The sequence below is a fragment of the Limnohabitans sp. genome (genome assembly GCF_031539175.1).
Taxonomy (GTDB): domain Bacteria; phylum Pseudomonadota; class Gammaproteobacteria; order Burkholderiales; family Burkholderiaceae_C; genus Limnohabitans.
The window spans coordinates 24476-48686 of the sequence record NZ_JAVKLQ010000027.1 but is presented as its reverse complement, the minus strand read 5'-3'; the positions used below and the strand labels follow the sequence as shown (position 1 = coordinate 48686).

At 58.5% G+C, this 24211-nt stretch carries 17 protein-coding genes; 10 read left to right on the top strand and 7 right to left on the bottom strand.

Translation table 11 applies throughout. The features are described from left to right. The first annotated feature begins 210 nt into the window (after positions 1-210). Entirely contained in the window at positions 211-402 is a 192-nt protein-coding gene (locus RMS95_RS04950; protein ID WP_310644107.1) for a hypothetical protein, read from the top strand. A 1-nt stretch (position 403) separates the two neighbouring features. On the opposite strand, the gene RMS95_RS04945 is transcribed toward RMS95_RS04950, so the two are convergent. Next, positions 404-1654, bottom strand: a complete 1251-nt coding sequence (locus tag RMS95_RS04945; RefSeq protein ID WP_310644106.1) for a DUF4010 domain-containing protein — start codon at positions 1652-1654, stop codon at positions 404-406. Between the two features lie 66 nt (positions 1655-1720). On the opposite strand from RMS95_RS04945, the gene RMS95_RS04940 reads away from it, so the two are divergent. From RMS95_RS04940 to RMS95_RS04925, 4 genes are all read left to right on the top strand, one after another. Beyond that, positions 1721-2173 (top strand): hypothetical protein, encoded by a 453-nt coding sequence (locus RMS95_RS04940; RefSeq protein ID WP_310644104.1) that lies wholly within the window; start codon positions 1721-1723, stop codon positions 2171-2173. A gap of 72 nt (positions 2174-2245) precedes the next feature. Next, the gene (locus RMS95_RS04935; RefSeq protein WP_310644102.1) at positions 2246-3328 is read left to right on the top strand and encodes an efflux RND transporter periplasmic adaptor subunit; all 1083 of its coding nucleotides are present in this window, start codon (positions 2246-2248) and stop codon (positions 3326-3328) included. Beyond that, positions 3328-6435: a CusA/CzcA family heavy metal efflux RND transporter gene (locus tag RMS95_RS04930; protein ID WP_310644100.1), complete on the top strand. Its 3108-nt coding sequence runs from the start codon at positions 3328-3330 to the stop codon at positions 6433-6435. The genes RMS95_RS04935 and RMS95_RS04930 overlap by 1 nt, the downstream gene beginning before the upstream one ends. Beyond that, a complete protein-coding gene (locus tag RMS95_RS04925; protein ID WP_310644099.1) occupies positions 6432-7814 on the top strand; it encodes a TolC family protein in 1383 nt (460 codons plus the stop codon). Before RMS95_RS04930 ends, RMS95_RS04925 begins: the two co-directional genes overlap by 4 nt. Before the next feature lie 5 nt (positions 7815-7819). On the opposite strand, the gene RMS95_RS04920 is transcribed toward RMS95_RS04925, so the two are convergent. Continuing rightward, on the bottom strand, positions 7820-8275 hold the full coding sequence (locus RMS95_RS04920) for a RidA family protein (RefSeq protein ID WP_310644097.1): 456 nt from the start codon (positions 8273-8275) through the stop codon (positions 7820-7822). Between the two features lie 126 nt (positions 8276-8401). Between RMS95_RS04920 and RMS95_RS04915 the strand changes: the two genes are divergently transcribed. Then, positions 8402-11119, top strand: a complete 2718-nt coding sequence (locus tag RMS95_RS04915; RefSeq protein ID WP_310644095.1) for an insulinase family protein — start codon at positions 8402-8404, stop codon at positions 11117-11119. 3 nt (positions 11120-11122) lie between these two features. On the opposite strand, the gene RMS95_RS04910 is transcribed toward RMS95_RS04915, so the two are convergent. The 4 genes from RMS95_RS04910 to RMS95_RS04895 form a co-directional block, all read right to left on the bottom strand. Then, the gene (locus tag RMS95_RS04910) at positions 11123-12127 is read right to left on the bottom strand and encodes a transglutaminase family protein (RefSeq protein ID WP_310644094.1); all 1005 of its coding nucleotides are present in this window, start codon (positions 12125-12127) and stop codon (positions 11123-11125) included. Between the two features lie 19 nt (positions 12128-12146). Beyond that, the gene (locus tag RMS95_RS04905) at positions 12147-14951 is read right to left on the bottom strand and encodes a circularly permuted type 2 ATP-grasp protein (protein WP_310644112.1); all 2805 of its coding nucleotides are present in this window, start codon (positions 14949-14951) and stop codon (positions 12147-12149) included. A gap of 159 nt (positions 14952-15110) precedes the next feature. Further along, entirely contained in the window at positions 15111-18581 is a 3471-nt protein-coding gene (locus tag RMS95_RS04900) for a transglutaminase family protein (RefSeq protein WP_310644109.1), read from the bottom strand. A 110-nt stretch (positions 18582-18691) separates the two neighbouring features. Continuing rightward, on the bottom strand, positions 18692-19582 hold the full coding sequence (locus tag RMS95_RS04895; RefSeq protein ID WP_310644092.1) for a LysR family transcriptional regulator: 891 nt from the start codon (positions 19580-19582) through the stop codon (positions 18692-18694). A gap of 85 nt (positions 19583-19667) precedes the next feature. Between RMS95_RS04895 and RMS95_RS04890 the strand changes: the two genes are divergently transcribed. Continuing rightward, on the top strand, positions 19668-20681 hold the full coding sequence (locus RMS95_RS04890; protein ID WP_310644090.1) for a sodium-dependent bicarbonate transport family permease: 1014 nt from the start codon (positions 19668-19670) through the stop codon (positions 20679-20681). Between the two features lie 2 nt (positions 20682-20683). Further along, positions 20684-21526: a DUF6671 family protein gene (locus RMS95_RS04885; protein WP_310644088.1), complete on the top strand. Its 843-nt coding sequence runs from the start codon at positions 20684-20686 to the stop codon at positions 21524-21526. Between the two features lie 91 nt (positions 21527-21617). On the opposite strand, the gene RMS95_RS04880 is transcribed toward RMS95_RS04885, so the two are convergent. Next, a complete protein-coding gene (locus RMS95_RS04880; protein WP_310644086.1) occupies positions 21618-22634 on the bottom strand; it encodes a TRAP transporter substrate-binding protein in 1017 nt (338 codons plus the stop codon). Between the two features lie 153 nt (positions 22635-22787). Between RMS95_RS04880 and RMS95_RS04875 the strand changes: the two genes are divergently transcribed. Together RMS95_RS04875 and RMS95_RS04870 are read left to right on the top strand one after the other, a co-directional pair. Beyond that, positions 22788-23597 carry an IclR family transcriptional regulator C-terminal domain-containing protein gene (locus tag RMS95_RS04875; protein ID WP_310644084.1) on the top strand — a complete coding sequence of 270 codons (810 nt, stop codon included), beginning with the start codon at positions 22788-22790 and terminating at the stop codon, positions 23595-23597. 66 nt (positions 23598-23663) lie between these two features. Further along, positions 23664-24095 carry a surface-adhesin E family protein gene (locus tag RMS95_RS04870; protein ID WP_310644082.1) on the top strand — a complete coding sequence of 144 codons (432 nt, stop codon included), beginning with the start codon at positions 23664-23666 and terminating at the stop codon, positions 24093-24095. Positions 24096-24211: the final 116 nt, after the last annotated feature.

The following is a 24211-nucleotide window of genomic DNA, read 5'->3' as shown; positions in this document are numbered from 1 at the left end:
AACCGTGACGGATGAGGAATTGACTATGATTGAAAACCGATTGAATCATCGCCCCAGAAAGCGACTAGGATTCAAGACACCTCACGAGGTATTCCATGCCTCGTTAAAGCGTGTTGCACTTCGTCCTTGAATCCGCCATTTTTTTAAATCAACTGTCCACCAAATTGCGAGGTCGGGCGTTGTTTGCTGACTAAGTTCTGAGGAGCCACAATGGACAAGTCAGTGTTTCGGATCGATCCCCCCGATGTTGCGGTGGAACGTCGTTTTAAGTCAATTTCAGCCGAAAAGTCGGGCATCAAGGCCACTTTTGATCGTATTCGTGCTCAATTGGCACAAGATGCCGAGCAACGCAGTCGTCCCGCATCGCGTCTTTACTCGGGTTTCCGGGCTGCCAAAGCCTGATTTAAGTCAGCCAGGCGCCCAACCACGCGGCGCCCACCAAGCACAGCAAACTCGGTACCACGCGTGCCGCGTAGTGCCACCCCCCACTTTGAAACGCCACCAACGCCTTAGACATGGCGTTGGTCGACAGGCTGAGCAGCACGGGCCAAACAGCCTGTTCTTGTGTGATTTTGTGATTGGCAACCAGCGATAACGCCGTGAGTGCCCCAGCATGTGCATCGGCAAAGCCCGTGATTGCGGCCGTCGGCCACAGCGCATTCGATCCCAGCCAAGCATGCAAAGCAGCGGACAGCAGCAAAATGCCCGTCAGCAAACTGGTGAATGCCACGGCTGACTTCAAATCAAATGCTCTACCTTGCTGAATTGGGGCATTCCCACGGCCTTCATTTTCTTTAGACAGCGCGTAAAACGCCCATCCATAAACGACAGAGCCTGCTGCGCTGAGTGCCAAAGGCCAAGCCAAGTGAAGGATCACGTCTGGCGCGATCAAGAGGGTCCAAACGGCCAGCTGAATGACGGTCGCCACATTCGACAGCGCGGCGCCTGTGACCGCGGTGTGCATAGAGGCTGTGTGTTCGCGGGTGCGTAAGCCCATGGCATAAATGGTGGCGGTGCTGGACACAAAGCCCCCCACAAACCCAGCCAAGGGCAAGCCCCGCGTGGGGCCCAACGCACGCAGGGCCACGTTGCCCAAGCCATGAACGGCCATGATCAACACCACCAACATCGTCAATGCGTGCGGGTTGAGGGCGTCGAACGGACCCATGAATCGGTTGGGCGCCAAGGGCAGGGCGATCAACGCGACGGCAGAAAATACCAACACATCGTGCAACTCACCCTCGCTCAGCCAATTGCCAACCCACCGGTGCAGCTGGTGCTTGTTGGCCAGCAGCAAGGCGATGCCTGCGCCAATGCCTGCGGCCATCGCCGGTTCGGGAACGGCCAAGCCGCCTAAGACGCAACACATCACCAGCGTGATTTCTGTGGTCACCCCCGGATCGTCGGTATGGGTGCGTAAATAGGCCACACACATCAAGCTGCCGATGAACGCGGTGGCAATCCACAGCAAGGTCGTGTCGCCGAGCAGCATGGCCACGGCGCCCAGCACGCTGCTGACGGTGAAGGTTCGAATGCCTGCTGCACGGCGGTGAGGGCCACTGCCTTTGCTGCGCTCGCGTTCGGCGCCGATCAAAAGGCCGACACCAAAGGCCACACACACACTGATGAAGGCGGAGATGGGAATTGAATTCATAGATCAATCAAAGCGTCAAAGCATGCTACTTCATCGTTTTGTCATGTGCAGACTTAGAATTGAGGTGTGTCAAAACAAGCGTGGTTTTTAAAAATTGTCAGCGTAGCCCTGACTTTGGCCCTCATGGCCTTGTTGGCGTTGGGGCCGTTTTTGCACGCCCATTACGGCAACTCACGTCTCACGGGGTTTCATGTGGACGGTATCAGCCAAGTGGTTTCGCACACAGACGCGCCCTTCAGCGCGTTGATTCCCCATGCCACGTCGAGCAGCGAAGAAGAGTCGGCGGCTCTTGGCGTCACCGCTTCACACGCGCGCCAAACCGTTGAAGCGGCCCAAGCATCGAAAGACGACCCCAACACCGTCGCCGCTTGCCTTGCGTTTGTGCTGGCGGTGTTGGCTGTTTCACGTCTCACCTCTGCACACGGTCGCCATTCATGGCGCTATGCCCAAGAGCGACCACACATTTTCGCGGCTGGCATGCCGCCGTTGGCCCACGCGCCACCTTTGTATTTCATGTGATCAACGGCTTGCGCGCAACCGATCTGGTGCGTGCAGGGTTTGAAAATTTGAAAATCGAGAGGCGAGTTCGTGATGTTCCATCCTTTGAAATTAAGTCTGTTGGCGCTGTGCATGTGGGGCGCGATGGCCCATGCGCAGGCCCCCACGCGTCTGCTGGTGGATGCCAAACAACAAGCGGCGTTGGGCGTGCAAGTCACCGCCGTGCAAGCGTCTGGCAAAGGCCAGGTGTTGGCCAGTGCCACGGTGGTGACACCGCCTGGCAAAGCCTTCACCGTCTCCGCCCCCTATGCCGGACAACTGTCGCGTTTGATGGTGGGTGTGGGCGATGCGGTCAAAAGCGGTGCGCCTTTGGCCCAGTTCACCAGCCCCATGTTGGGCGATGCGCGACGGCTCTTGAACGAAGCCAGCATCGACTACAAAACTGCCAGCGCCGCAGCGCAGCGTGACCAAGCCATGCTGGACGAAGGCATCATTCCTGCCGTGCGCTTGCAACTGAGCCGCGCCAAACAAGAGGCGGCCTTGTCGCTCTTGAAATCACGTGAGGCCGAGTTGGCTGCGTCGGGCATGCGCTTTGAAGGTGCGGCGGGTGGTTACGCCACGGGGGTGTTGCATGCGCCTTTGTCTGGCGTGGTGTTGGAGGCGTTTGCGTCGGTCGGACAGCGTGTTGATGCTGGCGCCGTGTTGTTCAAGTTGGCCGATGCCAGTCAGCTTCAGTTGGAACTACAGCTCTCGAACGACAAAGCGGCGCAGTTGCAAGCGGGCGACGAGGTCAGCCTGGCCACCCACAACGCCAAAGCCAAAATTTTGGCCGTCAGCCGTGCGGTGGATGCCTCGCAGTCGGCGCGTGCCCGTGCGGTGGTAACGCAACGTGGCAACTTACAAGTGGGCGAGTTTGTCGCCGTTACCGTGCACGCCAAATCCAAGCCTTTGACGGCGGGGCAATCGCAATGGTTGGTGCCCTCGCGGGCCATCACGCAGTGGCGCGGCAAACCGTGGCTGTTTGTGGTCCAGCCCCAGGGGTTTGAGGCGCAAGCCGTGAACGTGATTTCTGCCACCGACGATGTGTCGCTGGTTGAAGCGGCATGGCCTGCAAGCACGCAAGTGGCCACCACCGGCATTGCCTCTTTGCGCGCCTTGCTGCAAAAGGACGAGTGATGTTTGAAACCCTCATCCGTTGGAGTCTGCGTTTTCGCAGCCTCACGCTGGCGTGCGCTGGCTTGCTGTTGCTGGCAGGCATTCACGCGTGGCTGAATTTGCCCATCGACGCCTTTCCTGATATTTCGCCCACGCAGGCGAAGGTGATTCTCAAAATCCCTGGCATGACGCCCGAAGAGGTGGAGCAGCGCGTGGTCAAGCCGATTGAGCAAGAGCTGCTGAGCATTCCCAACAAACGCATCGTGCGATCGATCTCGAAATACGGCATCGCTGACATCACCATCGATTTTGACGAAGGCGTCGATCTGTATTGGGCGCGTCAACAAGTCTCCGAGCGTTTGAATGGCGTGTTGCGCGATCTGCCTGCGAGCGTCACCGGCGGTTTGGCCCCCATCACCACGCCGCTGAGCGAGGTGTTTATGTTCACCTTGGAGGGCGAGGGCTTCAGCTTGGCTGAGAAACGTCGCGTGCTCGATTGGGTCATTCGCCCAGAGTTGCGCACCATCCCCGGCGTGGCCGACATCAACGCCTTGGGCGGTGAGGTGCAAACCTTTGAAGTCGTGCCTCACAACGCCAAGCTGGCCGCTTTGGGGATTGGCATGGCCGACCTGCGTCAAACTTTGTTGGCCAACAACAGCAACGACGGCGCAGGCCGTCTCACCGCGGGCGACGAAGCGTTGGTGGTGCGTGTGCAAGGCGCCATTCAAACGCTGGACGATTTGCGCACCCTGCGCCTGACCACCGCCAGCCACACCACCGTTCAACTTGACGATGTCGCCACGGTGAAGTTAGGCGCGCTCACGCGCTACGGTGCGGTCACCCACGATGGCCAAGGCGAAGCCGTGGAAGGCTTGGTGCTGGGCATGCGCGGCGTCAACGCCCGTCAGTTGGTGGAAGAGGTAGACGCCAAGCTGCAAGAGCTGCAGCCGCGTTTGCCCAACGGCATGTCGGTGAAAACCTTTTACAACCGAGGTGAGTTGGTCACCCGTGCCGCCGACACGGTGATCCACGCGCTCATCGAAGCTGCGGTGTTGGTGTGCATCACCTTGTATGTGTTTTTGGGCGGCATGCGTGCGGCCTTGGTCGTGGCGGTGGCTTTGCCGCTGTCGTTGTTGGCCACGTTCATGCTGATGCGCAGTTTTGGGTTGACCGCCAACTTGATGAGCTTGGGCGGCTTGGCGATTGCACTGGGCATGTTGGTTGACGCGGCGGTTGTGGTGGTCGAAAACATTGAAACGGCATTTGCCGCGCACCAGCCCGGCCACGGTCTGTCCAAGAGTGAAATTTTGCTGGCAGCGGTGCGCCAAGTGGTCAAGCCCGTGGTGTCTGGGGTGCTCATCATTGCGGTGGTGTTTTTGCCTTTGCTCAGCTTGGAAGGCTTGGAGGGCAAGCTGTTTGCGCCGGTGGCGATCACCATCATCATGGCGCTGGGCTCGTCGCTGTTGCTGGCCTTCACGGTGATTCCGGCCTTGGCCTCGTTGCTGCTGAAAGAAGAGGGCGGCCACGAACCGGTGCTGATGCAAAAAATTCACGCAGGCTATGTGCGTTTGCGTGAACGCGTGTGGGGCTCGCCCAAGTGGTTGTATGGCGTGTCGCTGCTGTCTTTGGTGGTGGCGGTGGCCTTGTACACCCAGATCGGTAAAACCTTCATGCCCACGTTGGACGAGGGCGACATCTTGGTGCAGTTGGAGAAAACGCCGTCCATCTCGCTCGATGCGTCGTTGGAGATCGACACCCGTGTGCAGCAAGCCATTTTGCAAGCTGTGCCCGAGGTCAAATCCATCGTGGCGCGCGTGGGCTCGGACGAGTTGGGTCTGGACCCCATGGGCTTGAACGAGACCGACACTTTCTTGGTGCTCAAGCCCAAATCTGAGTGGCGTGGCAGCAAAGACGACATCATCAACAGCCTGCGCACTGTGCTGGATGGCTTTCCCGGCTTGGTCTACGGCTTCACCCAGCCGATTGAAATGCGGGTGTCTGAAATGCTCACCGGCACGCGGGGCGATGTGGCCATTAAGATCTTTGGCGCTGACCTCAACGCCATCCATACCGCGGCCCATCAAATCGCCGATGCCGTGCGCCAAGTGCCTGGCGCAGCCGAAGTGATCGCGCCCAAGGCCGAAGGTTTGCAGTACTTGACCGTGGGCTTGAACCGCACGGCAATGGGCCAAGCGGGCTTCAGCGTAGAGGGGTTGCAGCAGGCGCTGAAGAACCAAGTCGAAGGCGAAGCTTTGGGCTATGTGTTGCAAAACGGGGTGCGCACGCCGCTCATGCTCAAGGGCAACGAGGCCACGCGTCAAAGCGCGGAAGCCTTCAAAAACTTGCCTTTGGCGGCACCCGATGGCCGCGTGTGGGCCGCCAGTGCTTTGGCCGACATTCGCATGGTCGATGGCCCCATTCGCGTCAACCACGAGCAAAGTGCACGCTTCACCAGTATTCAAGTGTCGGTCGATGGCCGCGACTTGGCGGGCTTTGTGCAAGACGCGCAAGCCGCCGTGGCTGCCTTGAAATTGCCCGCCGAATTGCGTGTGGTGTGGGGGGGGCAGTTTGAAAACCAGCAACGCGCCGCCGCCCGTTTGGGGCTGGTGATCCCTGCTGCCATGGTGCTCATCTTCACCATCTTGGTGTTCACCTTTGGCTCGGCCATTCAGGCGGGCATCATTTTCTTGAACATCCCCTTTGCACTGGTAGGCGGCGTGGTGGCGCTGGCTGTATCGGGCGAGTATTTGTCGGTGCCTGCGTCCGTGGGCTTCATCGCTTTGCTGGGCATTGCCGTGCTCAACGGCGTGGTGATGGTGACGCATTTCAACGAACGTTTGCTCGATGGTGAACCGCTCGAAACGGTGGTTCGTTTGGGCACCGAACGGCGTTTGCGCCCCGTGCTGATGACCGCGGTGATCACCGCTTTGGGCATGATTCCGTTGCTGTTTGCCACGGGGCCGGGTTCTGAAATTCAACGGCCTTTGGCGATTGTGGTGACCGGAGGCTTGCTCAGCTCCACCTTGTTGACCTTGTTGCTGTTGCCCAAACTGTTTGAGCGCTTTGGGGGCATGGCGTCTGTGCCTTGGTCACGCTTGGCGCGCGTGTTGCCTTGGAGAAAGTCATGAAGTTGACGATGACATATCTTGTCAAAAATCGTACCTTGCCACGCGCTGCTTGGCGCATGTTGCTGACGCTTGGCATGAGCTTGGCACAGGCACAGGCACAGGCACAGGCACAGGCACAGGCACAGGTTGTTGTTTCTGCCGACGCCGTGTTGCAGTCTTATTTGCCCGCTGAAGGGGGGGTGAAAGACGCTTTGCTGGCCAGTCCCTTGATCGACGGCGCGCGTTCGCGTCGCGATGCGTTGAATGCGCGGGCGCAGGGTATTGCGGCAGGCCCGGCTGAATTCACCGTGCGTGCCACGGCGCAACGTCGCCGCGAGGTGGGGCCGGGCGTGAGCGTGCAAGAGTCCATGCTCAGTTTGGAGCGCCCATTGCGCGCTTGGGGCAAGCGCGGCATGGACGCCGATTTGGCCGCACAAACCCAAGCCTTGGCTGCGATAGCCTATGCAGACGCCGTGCATGAAGGCAGTCGCGAGCTGCTCAAACTGTGGTTTGAGCATTTGCGCGCACAGGCCGATGTGAAGAATGCACAAACCACCTTCGCGTTGGCTGCGCAGATGCAACGCCTCACGCAAAGCCAGCTCAAGCAAGGTGAAATTTCCAAGCTCGATGCCGAGTTGGCGCAGGCTGAGTTAGACCGCATCAGCGCCGCACGCGCCGTGGCGCAGGCGCAGTGGGCGACCACCGCGTCGGCGCTGTCGCGGCGTTACCCGTCGGTTGCGTTGCCAAATGCGAACCTGAATGTTTCAGGTGCCAAGGCTGAAAATTCCGCTCAAGCTTTGGCGAAGTCCGCCATGCCCGCGTGGCCCGAAGGCTCACATGTGTCGTTGGCCGATATGCGGCAAGAGTTTTTGGAGAAGAACCACGAGCTCAACATGTTGCGTGTGGATGCCCAGCGCTTGCGTTTGTCGGCTCAGCGGGCGTCGCGTGACCGCTTGCCCGATCCGACGGTGGGCTTGTTCACCGCACGCGAGCGGGCGGGGGCGGAGCAGGTCACGGGCGTCATGCTCTCCATGCCTTTGTCGGGTGATGCACGTTCGCACCACGCGGTGGCAACTGCTGCCGATGCGCAAGCCGCCGAAGACCAAGTCCGTTGGACCGAGCAACAACTCAGCGCCACGTTTGAGAGCATGTGGCAGCAACTGCTGCACAAGCGCAACGCGGCTGAGTTGTTGAAATCGGCGGCATCGCGCCAAGCCCAAGCTGCAGACAAAGCGCGCAAGGGTTACGCCTTGGGCGAAGGCAGTTTGTCGGAGGTGCTGATGATGGACCGCTTGGCCAGCGACAACCTCCATGCGGCTGAGCGCATGCAGTTGGAGGCTGTCGAGTTGCAGGCCTTGATTCGGTTAGACCTGCATCAGATGTGGGACTTTGACGAGTAAGGCGATCAAGCCAGCTCGGCGATCAGCTCAATCTCCACGCAAGCGCCGAGTGGCAACTGCGCCACGCCAAATGCGCTGCGTGCGTGGGCACCTTTGTCACCAAACACTTGGCCAATCAACTCGCTGCAGCCGTTGGTCACCAAGTGGTGCTCGGTGTAGTCGGGGCTGGAGTTGATCAAGCTCATCACTTTGACGATGCGCTTGACCTTGTTCAAGTCACCCACGGCCGCGTGCAAGGTGCCCAACAAGTCGATGGCCACGGCGCGTGCGGCTTGTGCGCCTTCCGCCGTTTGCATGGTTTTGCCCAATTGGCCGGTCCACACTTTGCCATCTTGCTTGGCAATGTGGCCGCTCAAAAACACCAAGTTGCCCGTTTGCACAAACGGCACATAAGCCGCAGCGGGGATCGCCACTGGCGGCAGGGTGATGTTCAGGGCTTGGAGTTGGTCGTAAACGCTCATGGAAATTCCTTGATTTGAATGTCCTAATTTTATGGGCAGAGGTTTGGCATCAAGCACTTGGGTGGACACACAGGGTGTCGGCCTAGACCCATTGTGATTTTTGAAATATGGTTAAGCTGACTCGTTATGAAAACTCACATCGCCATTCTTTTTACCGCTGCACTGATTTTCTGCAGCGCGAATGCTTCTTCTCAAGTCGATCACACGACCCACGCCCGTTTGGACGCCCAAGCCGCTGGTTTGTCCTCCTACCGACTCGACAACGGTTTCAAGATCATCTTGATTCCGTTCCCCTCGGCCAACAACGCCCGCGTTGAATTGCTGGTTCGGTCTGGCAGCAAGTACGAAGGTTACGGTGAGACGGGCATGGCCCATCTTTTGGAGCACATGCTTTTCAAAGGGGCGGGCAAGCGAAAAAATATCAAAGATGATTTGACCAAGCTGGGCGCCAGCTACAACGGGACCACAACGCCTGATCGCACCAACTATTTCGAGTCCGTAGAGGCCGATCCCTTCAAGGTGGATGAGTTGATTCGCATCGAAGCGGATCGATTCATACGCGCCGGATTCACGGCCGCTGACCTTGCCAGTGAAATGACCGTGGTGAGAAATGAACTTGAAAATTCAGAAAGAGAGCCAAGTCGCGTCGTCTTAAGCGCTCTCGCGAGGAGCGGTTTCAATTGGCACGGCTACGCGAGGTCGACGATCGGGGCTCGCAGCGATATTGAGGGGGCATCCTTCGCCGCGCTGCAAGCCTTTCACCGCAAACACTACCGCCCCGATAACGCGGCCCTCATTGTGTCTGGCAGTTTTGACAAAGCGCGTGTGCTGTCACTGGCATCACAACTTTTCTCAGTCGCCAAAAATCCAAGCAGCGATCAACCCGCCAACTGGACATTGGAGAGCCCAGAAGCGGCGACGCACAAAACCGACGTGTCCTTGTCTGCGGGTGTCACCGTCGTTGCCAGTGCATGGAAACTACCGAGCATGAAAGAGCGCGATACACATGCCCTTGATCTGGCCGCCACTTCGATTTGCGATTCTGAATGGGGCAGTTTGCGAAAAGAAATCGTCTTGAACCGCAAATTGGCGGTGTCTGCCAGTTGCTTCACTTGGACGCAAACCGACTATTCGAGGTTCATCGCTTTGTCAAAAGCGGATCAAAACGCAGCCGCGGAAGACATATCCAACGCGGTCATCCAACACATCCAAGACGCTGCGGCGCGTGGCGTAACGCAAGAGAGCTTGGACCGGGCACGCCTGTCGGCCCTGAATGATTTTGAAAAAGCATTGGATGCTCACGCGTCCGTTGCCGACCTTGTCTCCCAGTCAGAAGCGGCAGGGGATTGGCGGCTCTTTTTGTGGACGCGTGATGTGATCAGCGCCGTCACGCTTGAAGAAGCCAATGAGGCCCTGAAAAAATGGATCGTGACCCTCAATCGCAGCGATGTGCTCTTAAGACATGCGGAGAAGTCCACGCCACTCGAATTCCCCAAACCGACGGATGCCGCGAAAAGGGTCACAGGTCAGGCGTGGCCCAGTATCTTGACCTCGGCTGATCCCGCGCCCAAGAGCTTGCTGGAGATTTCAAAATCAACGGTTCGTTTTGAGCTAGACGGACAGCAGGCTCAGGTGGCGTTGATTACCCGCAAAACGCAAGGAGACAAAGTGTGGTGGGTGATGGAGAACGATTACGGAAATTTTGCCAGCCTGAAAAACAGAAAAACCGCGTGCGATGCCGCCAGTGCGTTGATGGGGTTGGGTGGCAAGGGTCTAGATCGCGATGCGCTCAACGCGCGACTGGACAAGCTGCAAGCAACTTGGCAGCTGAGTCTGGATGGGCTTCATTTAGAAGTTCCCCGTAAAAACTTTGTCGAAGCGTTGGAGACCTTGTTTGGGGTCTGGGCGGATCCACTCATGCCCGTTCAAGAGTTTGAACGCTACAAAGCCTCACAAATTGCGGCGTACCAAGCGGCTTTGATGGACCCCATCAAGGTGGCAGATAGCCAAGTCCGTATGCGCTTCGACAACTATCCCGACGGACATGCGAACAAGCCCAAAACTTTGACCGCCTCGATGGAAGACGTGACAAACCTGTCTTATGAAGACACGCTTCGCTGTGCGCGTGAGTTTGCCAACGTGTCCCACGCACGCATCGGTGTTGTGGGCAACCTGACGGCGGCTGATGTGAAAGAGGTCTGGGCAAAAACAGTTGTCTCAAAGCTGTCCCACGAAGCCTATGAACGAGTCCCGTCGCCTCAGGCGCCGACTTCTGTCGATGTGACGCCCATCAAGGTGGTCATGCCCGATACGACCAAGGCCATGGTGATGGGGACGGCGGTGGTTCCCATCCATCGAAAATCGGATGACTTTGCGGCACTTCAATTGGCCGTGTACGCCATGGGCGGCAATTCGAGCAGTTTGATTTGGAAGCAGCTCCGAGAGACGCAAGGGTTGGCCTATTCGTCTGGCATGCAAGTGGCCGCCTCGTCGTTTGACGAGCGATCTACCGTCATGCTTTACGCCACGTCGTCCAGCGGTAATGCTGACAAAGCGCTAAGCAGTCTGAAATCCGTACTGGCCAAAGTGCTGGATGACGGTTTTTCAGCGGACCAAATTGAACAAGCCAAACAGGCATGGTTTCAAAGACGCCAGTCAACCTTGGGCGATGAACGTGGATTCGCACGAAAACTGGCGGAGGGCCTGTACACCGAGTATGACTTTGCGGCCATGGCCAAGTTAGACGCCAAGATTTCAACAATAGACCACCGCCAAGCGACAGCGGCTATTAAAAAGTACCTGAACGCATCACATCTTGTTTGGTCAACGGGGCAGGGCAACTGAGCTTCAGAGTCCGCTGCTTTGGCTCTGACTTTGCGATTGCGATTGTTCGACCAACGCCGCCAATTCAGTCACCGGCTGCACCGTCACGCCCACATCCAACGTATGGCTGGCACCGCCATGAATCACACCGCGAACCGGCGACACATCGGCATAGTCGCGGCCGAGGGCCAAGGTGACGTAGTCGATGCCGGGTGAGTTCAAGCCCCAGCTGTCGTTGGTGGGGTCGAGGTCAAACCATTGCCCTTGGGTGGCGAGCAAGCCTTGCTTGGTGCCTTCGTCGCCTTCGGGCAAGGCGTTTGGCACATACACCGACACCCATGCGTGCGAGGCATCGCTGCCAATCAATCGGGTTTGGCCTTCGGGCACTTCGGTCAACAAATAGCCGCTGACATAGCGCGCCGCCAAACCTTGGGTGCGCAGGCAACTCAACAAAATATGGGCGAAGTCTTGGCACACACCTTCGCGGCGCTCCAGCGCTTCCAAGGCGGGCGTGTTGATGTCGGTGCTGGCGCTGGCGTAGGTGAAGTCTTGGTGAATCCGCGTCATCAGATCTACCGCAGCCTCCAGCACGGGGCGCGCGGGCACAAAGCTGGGCCGGGCGTAGTCGGCAAAGTGGGGGTGAGGCTCGACGTAGGGGGAGGCGAAGACATACTCGGTGGCGGCGTCCCACGCCGAACCTGAGTGGTACAAGAAATGGTGGCGCACGTTTTCCCACGCAGGTGTGAGCTTGGCGTTTTCGGGCGGGTAGGCCATGAAGTGCGTGTCCACCGTGCTGCGCGCTTCGATCAGCATCATCTCGTGTGGCAGTGGCAGCGAGAAAAAGGTACGCACGTTGCCAAAGGCATCCACGCTGTCGCTGCGTGCGTGTGGGCTGGGCGAGATGACCAGCTCTGCGGCATGCACGGTTTGCGAGGGCAAGCTGCGTGGCAGCAAATGCGCCATGTGTTGCGCGGTTTCAACTTGCGGCGCGTATTGGTAGCGGGTGGTGTGGGTGATGTGCAGCAGCATGGGGTGGTCAGCCTTGCGTTCAAGCGCCTACGCTGTCGCCGTCTTGGGTGTGACTGAAGTAACGGGCCGAAATGGCGTCGGACACCTGCCAAGCCGCTTGCATGCACTCGGTCAACGTGGCGCGTAAGTGTGGGTGGTGACCGTGTGGGTCCGCTTCGCACAAATGCGCTAATGTGCGTTCTGGGGCGTCTTGGGCTTGCAAATCGGGCACCAAACGGGCCAAGGCATCGGGCTCGCCCATGGGGGTGGCGGCGAGTTTGGACAAACGCGAGCGCAGGCTGCGCGTGACCCAAGCGAGTGAGCGCGGGTTGTCGTTGTCTTGCACCAACAACTCAATCAAAGGCGCCAATTCGCGGCTTTGCTGGTACTGCGCTTGGAAGGTGATGGTGCTGTCAAACAAGCTCAGCAAGGCGGAAAAGTGCGAGCTGTTTTCCGTGCCCGAAGGCTGCGAGGTGTCGTGCTGTTGCGACTCAAACGCCCCCACTTCCACAGCCAAGTCGAGCGCGGCTGATAAAAAGCCCAAGCGTTCCACATGGCGCCCAATGCTCAGCAACTGCCAACCGTCGTCGCGCGTCATGCGGTCGGTTTGCGCGCCCGTGATGGCGGCCAAGGCGGAGCTGGCCGCATCCAAGGTTTGCAACGCTTGGATGGTGGAGAACTCGGGTTGCTTCACGATGTGCGAGCAGTCGGTGCTGAATTGCTCCACGCCATGCACGATGGCGTTCCAGTGCTCGGGCGACAAACGCTCGCGCAACGAGGCTGCCGCTTGTTGCAAGGCGCGCAAGTTGTAGCCCACGCTGGTGGCGTGGGTGTTGTCGTCGAGGCAAGCGATGAGCGTGCGTTCAAACACGCGTCGACGTGCGCCCATGCTGGGGGTGGATGTGTGGGCCGATTCTTCTGCCGCTGACGCTTGGGCCGAGGGCACCCCGGCTGGAATGAGGCCTTGGCGGCGGCTGAGTTGTTGCAGCCATGTCCACAGGCTGGGTGAGGCGGGGTCTTCGCTGTTGAGGGCTTCGATGCACAGGCGCACCAAGCGCACCATGTTTTCGCTGCGCTCGGTGTAGCGGCCTAACCAATAGAGGTTTTCAGCCGCGCGGCTGGTGACCATGCGTTGGCGATGCGTGAAGGTGGTGGCCGTGACGCTCTTGTTGAGCAAGGTGCTGCGGTCCACATCGGCGTGGGTTTGCACCCACACGTCGGCGCTGCTACCGCCGCGTTGCATGGAGGCAATTTGCGCGTCAGGGGCGGCAATGCGCGCCAAACCGCCGGGCAGCACACGCCACGAGTTGGCACTGTCTCGCAACGCGAAGACCCGCAGCATGACCGAGCGTTGCACCACGCCCTCTTGTGCATTTTTCCAAGTCGGCATTTGCGACAGCGGCACGTAGGCTTGCAGCGTGTGGCGGTCGGGCTGGCGGGTGATGCGGCCCACCCATTCGTCACGCTGGGCTTGGCTGAGGGTGCGGCCCAATGCAGCGTCAAAGCTGCCGTGACTGGCCGAGCCCGGGTAGGTGGGCTTGATGGCCATTTTGTCGAGCAAGGGCAAGACCGAGGCCAAAGCCGCACGCTCGCCGCACCACCAGGTATCGAGTGCAGGCAGCTGCAAGGTTTCGCCCAGCAGCTTTTCACTCAGTGCGGGCAAGAAGCCCAACAACGCCGGTGACTCTAAAAATGCAGAGCCCGGTGCATTGGCGACCACCACGTTGCCGGCACGCACGGCTTGCAGCAAACCGGGGATGCCCAAGGTGGAGTCGGCGCGCAACTCCAGCGGGTCTAAAAACTCGTCGTCCAAACGCTTGAGCAGCACATGCACGGGCTCTAAACCGCGCAGGGTGCGCAGGTACAAGCGCTCGTCACGCACGGTGAGGTCGCTGCCTTCGACCAAGCTCAAGCCCAGATAGCGGGCGAGGTAGGCGTGTTCGAAATAGGTTTCGTTGTAGGGACCAGGTGTGAGCAAGGCCACATGGGCGTTCACGCCTGCCGGACTGTGCGCCTTCAGCGACTCCACCCACAGGCGGTAGGTCGCGGCCAAGCGTTGGATGTGCATGGCCTCAAACGCTTGCGGGAATTGGCGCGAAATCAGCAGTCGGTTTTCGAGCAAATAGCCCAAGCCCGATGGCGCTTGCGTGCGCTGCGAAACCACGGCCCATTGCCCATCGGGGCCACGGGCCAAGTCAAACGCGGCAATGTGCAGGTGTGTGCCGCCCACGGGCGCCACGCCGCGCATGGCGCGCAAATACCCGGGGTGACCTTGCACCAAGGCCGGCGGAATCATGGCTTCGCGCAACAGTTGCTGTGGGCCGTACACATCGGCCATCACGCGTTCGAGCAAACGGGCGCGCTGTTGCACACCCACTTCAATCTGCTGCCAACTCTCGGGCGTGATGATCAGCGGGAACAGGTCCAGCGCCCATGGCCGCTGCGGACCACCTTGGCTGGCGTACACGTTGTAGGTGATGCCGTTGTCGCGCACTTGGCGGGCCAAGGTTTGGGTGCGACGGTCGAGGTCGTCCAAGCCCATGGTGCCCAATTGGTCAAAGAAGGTGTGCCATGGCGGGCTGAGTTGTTGAGGCGCTGGGGCGGGCTCTGCGTCGGGTGTTGGCGATGGCAGTTCCGCCAAATTGGTCAGGCTGGACAACGCAGGCATGTCGGCCATGGACGTCATGGCTGGCAGTGGCGCGAGGCTTTGCAAAGGTCGCAGCGATGAGGTGGGTCCGTTGCTCGCGCTGTTCAGCAGGTTGATGGACTGCAGCTGCGTGGGTGTGGTCGCGCCAGCGCTTGCGCTGGGGGGCGTCGCGGGTGGCAAGGGGGCTTTGGCGCACATACCTTGCAACTCATCGAAGTGCCCGTTGTCGGCCGGGTGTGCCAAGCCCTTCAGCACGTCGACCAAACGTGTTGAAGGGCGGGTTTCAGCGAGGGACGGGTGAGGCGTGGGCACAGTGGCCGCATTGTCTCACCGCCTAGGGGTCGCCGCATGTGGTGCTTACGTACGCCGTAAGTCCAAGGTAAACGGAAACTCTTTGCTGGCTGGCACGCCCACGGTGGCTTGTGGCACGTCCAACTTGCCCGGCGTGTGACCCAACGGGAAGAAGCGGGCCAAGCGACGGCTTTCTGCCTCGTAGGCGTTCACGGGGAAGCTGTCGTAGTTGCGACCACCGGGGTGGGCCACATGGTATTGACAGCCGCCCACGGAGCGCTTCATCCAAGTGTCGACCACGTCAAACGTCAGCGGCACATGCACGCCAATGGTGGGGTGCAGGGCCGACGAGGGGGCCCAAGCGCGGTAGCGCACACCCGCCACGTATTCGCCCACGGTGCCTGTGGGTTGCAAAGGCAAGGGCTGACCGTTGACGGTGATGGTGTGGCGGCTGGGGTTCAAGCCGCTCACATGCACCTCGATGCGCTCCAGCGACGAGTCCACATAACGCACGGTACCGCCGCTCGATCCTTCTTCGCCCATGACGTGCCAAGGCTCCAGCGCGTTACGCAGCGTGAGGTTGATGCCCAGCGTTTGCAAGTCGCCCACGCGTGGAAAGCGGAACTCAAAGTGCGGTGCAAACCACTCGGGGTCGAACTGAAAACCACAGTCGCCCAACTCGGTGAGCACATCGTCAAAGTCGGCCTTGACGAAATGCGGCAGCAAGAAGCGGTCGTGCAGCTCGGTGCCCCAGCGCGTGGCGGGGGCTTGGTAAGGTTTCTCCCAGAAGCGGGCCACCAACGCACGCAGCAACAGCTGCTGCACCACGCTCATGCGGGCATGGGGTGGCATCTCAAACGCACGCAATTCCAGCAAGCCCAAACGTCCGGTGGACGAGTCGGGCGAGTACAGCTTGTCAATACAAAACTCGCTGCGGTGGGTGTTGCCCGTGACGTCGATCAACAAGTTCCGCAAGGTGCGGTCGACGATCCACGGGGGCATGTCGGCGCCAAATTTGTCGCGGTTGCGGTTGATTTCGGCCAACGCGATTTCGAGTTCGTAGATTTGGTCGTTGCGGGCTTCGTCCACACGCGGTGCTTGGCTGGTGGGGCCGATGAACATGCCGCTGAACAAATAGCTCAAAGACGGGTGGTTGTGCCAGTACAAGATCAGCGAGGCCAGCAATTCAGGCTTGCGCAAGAACGGGCTGTCTGAGGGCGTGGCACCGCCCATCACCACATGGTTGCCGCCGCCGGTGCCGGTGTGGCGGCCATCGGTCATGAATTTTTCAGCGGACAGGCGCGACTCGAACGCCGTTTGGTACAAGAACTCGGTGTGCTCGACGATCTCGAGCCAGTTGTGTGCGGGGTGAATGTTCACCTCAATCACGCCGGGGTCGGGGGTGACTTGCAGCACTTTCAGACGCACGTCACGAGGCGGTGGATAGCCTTCTAAGACGATGCGCACGCCCAGCTCTTCAGCGGTGGCTTCGATGGCGCTGAGCAACTCCAAGTAGTCTTCGAGATGGCCGAGCGGGGGCATAAAGACATAGATCACGCCTTGTGGGTTTTCCATGGCCTTGAGTTCGACCGATGGGCCGTTCGAGCGCGCAGGGTCGCGCACTTCCACACAAATGGCGGTGCGGGTGATCCAGTGGGCCGATTGGTCTTTGGCAGGCACTGCGTGGGCCGTGCCGGGGACAAAACCGTCGTTGCCCATGCCGGTTTGCAGGCCGACCGTGCCACCTTGTGCCATACCGCCGCCAGCGACGTGGGCGTTGAAGTGGGTGTGCCGTGCGTGGTGTGAGTACTGCGCTTTCAGCGCCGCCGCGTGGGGCAGGGCTTTACGTTCGGCAAAGTGGTCTTGCTCGATGGCGTAGGGGTAGTCGGCTTCGCTGACCCATGGCAAGGAGTCCAGCGGCAAGCGCAAGCCCATGGGCGAGTCGCCCGGCACGAGGTACATGCGTTCGTCGCGCAAGAACCATGGGCCGCTGGTCCAACGCGGACCGATGCCGTGCTCGCTGGGTTTGAGGGGCAGCACATAGCCCACGGTTTTGTCGAGGCCTTGGCTGAACACGCGGCGCAGGCGCACACGCTCCATTTCGTCGCTGAGCTTGGCGTCAAACGGGTCGACGTTGACGGGCAGACGACGCTCGCGCCACAGGAAGTACCACGTGTCTTCATAGCCGGGCGTGATGTATTGGTCGCCCACGCCGAGTTTGTGAGACAGGGTTTCGGTGAAGCGCTGGGCATCTTCGGTGGTGTAGTGGCTGGGCACGCGCTCATCGGCGAACAAGTCGGGGTTGTGCCAGCAAGGGTGACCGTCGGTTCGCCAGTAAATGCCCAGCGCCCAACGCGGCAGTTGCTCGCCGGGGTACCACTTGCCTTGACCAAAATGTAAGAAACCGCCATCGCCGTACTCGGCACGCAGCTTATGCACCAATTCGGTGGCAAAACCGCGTTTGGTGGGGCCGAGTGCATCGGTGTTCCATTCTGGTGCATCGCGGTCGTTCACGGCGACGAAGGTGGGCTCACCGCCCATGGTGAGGCGCACATCGCCTTCGTTCAAGCGGCGGTCCACCTCGTCACCCAAGGCCAACACTTCCATCCATTGTTCTTCGGTGTAGGGCTTGGTCACGCGGGGTGACTCGAGCACGCGGGTGACCTTCATCTCATGGCCAAATTCGACCTCGGCTTCGTCCACCAAGCCTTCAATCGGCGCAGCACTCGATGGCTGAGGTGTGCAGGCCAACGGAATGTGGCCTTCGCCGGCCAGCAAGCCCGAGGTGGGGTCTAAGCCCACCCAGCCTGCGCCGGGCAAATACACCTCGCACCACGCATGCAAGTCGGTGAAGTCGACTTCGGTGCCGCTGGGGCCGTCGAGCGACTTGACATCGGGGGCGAGCTGAATCAGGTAGCCCGACACAAAGCGCGCCGCCAAACCGCAGTGGCGCAGCATTTGCACCAGCAGCCAAGCGCTGTCGCGGCACGAGCCGCTCAAGAGCGTCAGCGTTTCTTCGGGCGTTTGCACACCGGGTTCCATGCGGATGGTGTACGCAATGTCGGTGTGCAGCTTTTGGTTGATCTTGACAAGGAAGTCGATGGTGCGAATGGGGTCGCGCTTCATCGCCTTGAGGTCGAGCGACTCCACGTAGCCCTTGAGCTTGTGCTTCAACGGCGATGTGGCCAAGTAAGGTGCCAGCTCAGTTGCGGAGGCTTTGCTGTAGCTGAAAGGGAACTTTTCGGCGTGGGGCTCTAAGAAAAAGTCAAACGGGTTGTAGACCGCCATTTCGACCACCAAATCCACCGTCACTTTGAACTCGGTGGTTTTTTCGTGGAACACCAAACGCGCTTGGTAATTGGCAAACGGGTCTTGCTGCCAGTTGATGAAATGCGCAGGCTCAACCTTGAGGGAATAAGAAATCACGTTGCTGCGACAGTGTGGCGCGGGGCGCAGGCGAATCACTTGCGGGCCCAGTTCAACCAAACGGTCGTAGCTGTAGTGGGTGACGTGGTGGAGTGCGGCGTGTATGGACATACCTTGACTAAGCAAAACATGCGCCAATGCGGATGCGCCAAGACGGTGCATGGCAGGGTTGGATTTGGATGCGCCTTTACGTTTATCCCAGCTTTCGACCCTTTAAACGCTCATTTTTGTATTTGGGCCAGTACATGCTGCCTAAATGCCAGCGCGACGGGCGAGAGTTTTTGGCTGGCATGGTGAACCATGTGCCATGCCGACGGCAGTGGAAAGCCTTCCACATCGATCACGCGTACGCCGTTTTCCTTGTCCAGTCCATGTAAGGCATGCCGAGAAACAATGCCGATGCCCAGACCACCGGCCACGGACTCCTTGACGGCCTCGTTGCTGCCCAATTCGAGTCGGATGTCTGGGCGGAATTTCTTTTTGCGAAAGTGCTGCTCCGCAGCCATGCGTGTGCCGGAACCTGTCTCCCGCAGAATGAAACGCAGGTGCTGCAGATCTTTCAATGAAACGCGACCGCTTTTGCACAACGGATGGGTCATTTCCGCGATGACCACGATCGGGTTGGGCATGAGCACCTCGTCATGCAAGTCCATGTCAGACGGCGGCATGGACATGATGTAGAGATCGTCTAGGTTGTTGAGCAGGCGGTTCACCACGCCATCACGGTTGAGAATTTCAAGCGACACATCAATCGCTGGGTGTTTTCTGCAAAAGCTCCCGATCAGACGCGGCATGAAGTACTTGGCCGTGCTCACCACGGCCACCCGTAGCTTGCCGCGGGACAAACCTTTGACCGCATCCACGCTTTGCTCAAACGAATCCCACGACAGCGCGATCGCGCGTGCTGTGGCGGCTAAGTCCTTGCCCACATCGGTCAAGTGCACCTTCTTGCCAATCACCTCGTACAACGGCAAGCCTACGCTTTGGTTCATCTCCTTGAGTTGCATGGAGGCCGTGGGCTGGGTTACATGGGTGGCTTTTGCTGCCGCACTCACGCTGCCGGTTTCAGCCAGCGCCTGAAACAAGCGCAATTGTCGGAAGGTGATATTCATAGACTTTTACCTATGGATTGGCTTTGAAAAATCGATTTTACAAATACATGATGGTTTTCTAACATCCTTGCCAAGGAAAACCAACATGCAAAATCTACTCGACCCCGCGATCTTGTTCTTCGTTTTCGGCATCCTTGCCGGCAGCGTGAAATCGAACCTTGAAATTCCGCCAGCCATCTCTCGTTTTTTATCGCTTTACCTGCTCATGGCACTGGGGCTTAAGGGGGGCTTCGCGTTGGCGCATTCAGGCCTCACGCCTCAGGTGGGGGCGGGTCTGGCGGCTGCTGTTGCGCTGGCTGTGCTCATTCCCCTGATCGGTTACACGATTTTGAAACATTTTTTATCAGGCTTTGATGCCGCTGCTATTGCAGCGACTTATGGCTCAGTGAGCGCTGTGACCTTCGTGACGACGGTCCAATACTTGGAAAGTCAGCACATCGCTTACGGGGGCCATATGGCTGCAGCCATGGCCCTGATGGAATCTCCGGCCATCATCTTGGCCGTTGTTCTGGCCAACACGTTAAGAAATGCCGCAACGCCATCAAGCCTTCATGTCGTTCAGGGCGGGTCAGTGGCTGCATTGGCCGCTGGCCCCGAAAAAGCGGGCATTGGCTTGGGCAAGGTGCTGCACGAATCTTTCACGGATGGCGCGCAGTTGCTGCTGCTCGGTGCCATGGTGGTGGGACTGTTGACCGGCGAGTCAGGCAAGGCCGCCATGCAACCCTTCTCTGGTGACCTTTTCAAAGGCATGCTGTCCTTCTTTCTGTTGGACATGGGTCTTATGGCGGCCCGTAACCTGCCGCAGGTGCGAGGTCAGTCACCATGGTTGTTGGCCTATGCCGTGTTCGGCCCATTGACCCATGCGGGCGTTGCGCTGGGGCTGGCTTGTTTGCTGCAATTGCCGCAAGGCGATGCCATCTTGCTCATGGTGCTGGCAGCCAGCGCTTCTTACATTGCCGTGCCGGCTGTCTTGCGCTACGCCGTTCCTGAAGCCAATCCGTCTTTGTATTTCGGTTTGTCTCTGGGCGTGACGTTTCCGCTCAACATCCTGCTGGGCATTCCCTTGTACGCACAAATAGCCAGTACTGTGCTGGGGTGACTGTGATCGAACGCTATATCGGCAAAACTGTCGCCTTCCTGACCCAGCACGGGAAGAACCAATTGATCGGTCCTGCGCTAGAGGCCGCATTAGGTTGTGTTGTTGTGCGTGCACGGGGGTACGACACGGATTGCCTTGGTACTTTTTCGGGGGAGATCAAACGCCTAGACAATCAGCTGCAAACGGCACGCAGGAAGGCTCGGATTGGCATGGATCTCACGGGGGCATCACTGGGCATCGCCAGCGAGGGGAGTTTTGTCGCCGACCCATTTGGCGGCTGGATGCCTTGGAACGTTGAAGTGCTGGTCTGGATCGACGATGAACATCAACTCGAAATTGTCGGTATGGCGCAAGGCCCAGCACGAAGTCAGCACGCTTGTTTACGCAGTTTGTCTGATCTAGAAAAATTTGCGCGCGAAGCCGGTTTTCCTGAGCACCACCTGATCCTTCGGCCACAAAGTGAAGTGGACTCCAGAGTACAAAAAGGTTTGTGTGATTGGCACACCCTTCAGCAAGCTTTTACTGCTTGCCAGCAGCAAGCGGATAACCAGCTGGTGATGGCCGAAAACGACCACCGTGCCTTCTGCGATCCGACGCGTCAATCTATGATTCAACGCGCTGCGGCAGACTTGCTGCAGAAAATTCAGTCTCGCTGTCCGGTTTGCCAGATGCCTGGGTTTTCCATCACCAGCCACGCGGCTGGACTTCCTTGCCGCGTATGCGGAAATGAGACCAGATTGGCTAAATCTCACACATGGCAATGCCACACTTGTGATCACAAGCTTGAACAAGCGACACGAGACACGCATGCAGATGCGGGTCGCTGTGACGTCTGTAACCCCTGATAGGCTTTAGCAGCTAGATCTGGGCCATCAGGATTGGACATACTAAAAAAAAGGGCGCCATCACGGCGCCCTTGTTATGTGCATTTACAAATTATTTGGCTTTGCGTGCTTTGTCTACCGCTGCGTACATTTCGCCCACGATAGGTCCGAGTTCGGTGGTGTACTTGTCAACCACGGGCTTCGAGCGTTCGCGCAATTTGGCGATTTCTTCAGGCGACAACTCAAACACGGTCATGCCTTTGCGTTTGATTTCGGTCAGCACCTTGGCCGCTTCGTCGCGTGCAATTTTGCGTTGGTAAACGGCAGTTTCTTGCGCGCTTTCACGCATCATTTTTTGCTCTTCAGGCGTCAGCTTGTCCCAGAACTTCTTGCTCACCACCACGGCTTGTGGGGTGTACATGTGGTTGGTGATGGTGAGGTACTTGGACACTTCATCAAACTTGCTGTCCAAGATGTTCAACAGCGGGTTGGTCATGCCGTCGATCGCGCCTTGCTCCAACGCGGTGTAGGTTTCGGTGAAGGCCATGGGAACAGGCGATGCGCCCAACGATTTCATGAACTCCACATAAATGGGCGTAGGAATGACGCGCATCTTCATGCCTTTGAAGTCATCGGCCTTGGCGATGGGCTTTTTGCCGGTGTGCACTTGGCGAAAGCCCAAGTCCCAGTAAGCCAAACCGACCAACCCTTTTTCTTGCAGTTTGTCCAACAGTTTTTGACCGACGGGGCCGTCAGACACGGCATCGGCTTCTTTGGTGTTGTTGAAGAGGAATGGGAAGTCGAAAATGGCCATTTCTTTGGCCACGCCGGCCAACAAACTGGCGTTCATCACGGTCATTTCAACGGTGCCGCCTTGCATGGCTGACACGGTTTGCAAGTCTGGGCCCAAGGCGCCGCCTGGGAACGCTTGCACTTTGAACTTGCCATTGGTTTTCTTGGCCATCAGTTCGGCGAACTTTTCCACCCCCAGCACTTGAGGGTGGCCTTTGTTGCTGGCGGAAGGGAACTTGACGTTGCGTGCTTCAAACTCAGCGGCTTGTGCCAAGCCAGTGGATGCGAGTGCGGCGGTCAAGAGCGACAGCGAGAGGACGCGGCGTAATGAATTCATAGTGTGTCTCCGTGGGGTTAAAAGAGCGCACCGATGTGTGCGGTGCTGTTTGCGATGGATACGAAATGTAAGGGCTTCATGACCCATGCAACGAACTGCTTCGACTTGTTTGACCGAATAGCGGACAATATTGTCCGAAAGGCGGTGAAAACTATGGATTTCCCTCATGCATCTGCGCTCGTTTCAAAAACCACCAACAAAGAGTTTCCCATTGACTCAGGTGACTTGATTGCGGGCGTAGGCCGGGTATTGGCCGTTGTCGAGGCTTTCAACGACGAGTACGGCCGCATGACGGTGACGCAGGTGGCCGAAAGAACGGGCATCCCACGCACGGCGGCGAGGCGTTATTTGCTCAATCTGTGTCACTTTGGGTATGGCGACACCGATGGCAAGTTTTACTGGCTCACGCCGCGTGTTTTAAGGCTAGGGCAGGGCTATCTGGATGGCGCGCGTTTGCCCCGCTTGGTGCAGCCCTTTATCCAGCGATTGGCCATGTCTTCGGGGGAGACGGTCAACGTGTCGGTGTTGGATGGGCATGACGTGGTGTACGTCGCGCGAAGCAACAGCCCGCGGGTGGTGTCCATTGGCTTTTATGCCGGTGCCCGCGTGCCTGCACACGTGGTGGGGCCGGGGCCCGCCATTTTGTCGACACTGAGTGACGCAGATTTACAAGCTTGGATTGCGACGCACGAGTTCGCCACCTTCAACAGCAATGCCGTTTTGACGGCTCAGACATTTGAAAAAATGGTGCTCATCGCTCGAAAGAACAACTATTGCGTGTCTGTGGGCAACTTGGACTTCGGACTCACAGGGGTGGCTGTGCCACTGAGAGATCGACACGGGGAATGCAAAGCCGCGTTGAGCATGACCCTTCAATCGTCGATTTGGAACGAGTCGCTCATTGTGGAGAAGTTGCTGCCCTTGATCATCGAAACGGCCCAAGTGCTCCGAGCGCTGATTTGAACGCTCAAGTTTTCGAAGGCGCCGCCGATACCCAACACATGGTTGTTTTCATGTGTTGAGTCCACGATGCGTATGTTTCATTTCTTGTCAGTTTGTCTTTTCGCCAGCACGCTGTTGCTGAGCGCTGGCACGGCTTCGGCAGAGTGGAGCGAGTTGTTGAAAGACGAAGACACTTCTTACTACTACGACAAAGCAGCGGTGATGCCCGTGCACGTGTCCCGTTACGCCTGGGTGTTGACCGACTTGCCCAAGAATGACAAAACCCCCACCGGCGAAAGCTACAAGTCCATGATGATGCGCGTGCGCATGTACTGCAAAACCGACATGGTGGTGCGCTTGTCGGTGAGCTATTACGACAAAGCCATGGGCAAAGGCAAAGAAGTGGCGGCTGACGATCTTCAAGAATGGCGCAACCGCGAAGCGCCGATTCGCCCCAACACCTACATGGCGGCACTTAAAAAAGAAGTGTGCTCGGCCAATAGCAAACCTGCTGCTTGAGGCTACCCATTTCCAGCTGATTCATTTTCAGTTTTTTCTGCTAGGCCGCGTCACTTTGTGAGCGCGGCTTTTTTTTGTGCACGGGTGCGCCTTTAGATTGCTCAGATCCTCATCAA

What these genes read in the sequence shown, in the direction of transcription:
- RMS95_RS04880 (WP_310644086.1), bottom strand. Translation starts at nt 22,634, where the DNA reads ATGAATTCATTACGCCGCGTCCTCTCGCTGTCGCTCTTGACCGCCGCA.
- RMS95_RS04895 (WP_310644092.1), bottom strand. Translation starts at nt 19,582, where the DNA reads ATGAATATCACCTTCCGACAATTGCGCTTGTTTCAGGCGCTGGCTGAA.
- RMS95_RS04950 (WP_310644107.1), top strand. Translation starts at nt 211, where the DNA reads ATGGACAAGTCAGTGTTTCGGATCGATCCCCCCGATGTTGCGGTGGAA.
- RMS95_RS04870 (WP_310644082.1), top strand. Translation starts at nt 23,664, where the DNA reads ATGCGTATGTTTCATTTCTTGTCAGTTTGTCTTTTCGCCAGCACGCTG.
- RMS95_RS04935 (WP_310644102.1), top strand. Translation starts at nt 2,246, where the DNA reads ATGTTCCATCCTTTGAAATTAAGTCTGTTGGCGCTGTGCATGTGGGGC.
- RMS95_RS04875 (WP_310644084.1), top strand. Translation starts at nt 22,788, where the DNA reads ATGGATTTCCCTCATGCATCTGCGCTCGTTTCAAAAACCACCAACAAA.
- RMS95_RS04890 (WP_310644090.1), top strand. Translation starts at nt 19,668, where the DNA reads ATGCAAAATCTACTCGACCCCGCGATCTTGTTCTTCGTTTTCGGCATC.
- RMS95_RS04910 (WP_310644094.1), bottom strand. Translation starts at nt 12,127, where the DNA reads ATGCTGCTGCACATCACCCACACCACCCGCTACCAATACGCGCCGCAA.
- RMS95_RS04930 (WP_310644100.1), top strand. Translation starts at nt 3,328, where the DNA reads ATGTTTGAAACCCTCATCCGTTGGAGTCTGCGTTTTCGCAGCCTCACG.
- RMS95_RS04945 (WP_310644106.1), bottom strand. Translation starts at nt 1,654, where the DNA reads ATGAATTCAATTCCCATCTCCGCCTTCATCAGTGTGTGTGTGGCCTTT.
- RMS95_RS04925 (WP_310644099.1), top strand. Translation starts at nt 6,432, where the DNA reads ATGAAGTTGACGATGACATATCTTGTCAAAAATCGTACCTTGCCACGC.
- RMS95_RS04900 (WP_310644109.1), bottom strand. Translation starts at nt 18,581, where the DNA reads ATGTCCATACACGCCGCACTCCACCACGTCACCCACTACAGCTACGAC.
- RMS95_RS04915 (WP_310644095.1), top strand. Translation starts at nt 8,402, where the DNA reads ATGAAAACTCACATCGCCATTCTTTTTACCGCTGCACTGATTTTCTGC.
- RMS95_RS04920 (WP_310644097.1), bottom strand. Translation starts at nt 8,275, where the DNA reads ATGAGCGTTTACGACCAACTCCAAGCCCTGAACATCACCCTGCCGCCA.
- RMS95_RS04905 (WP_310644112.1), bottom strand. Translation starts at nt 14,951, where the DNA reads ATGTGCGCCAAAGCCCCCTTGCCACCCGCGACGCCCCCCAGCGCAAGC.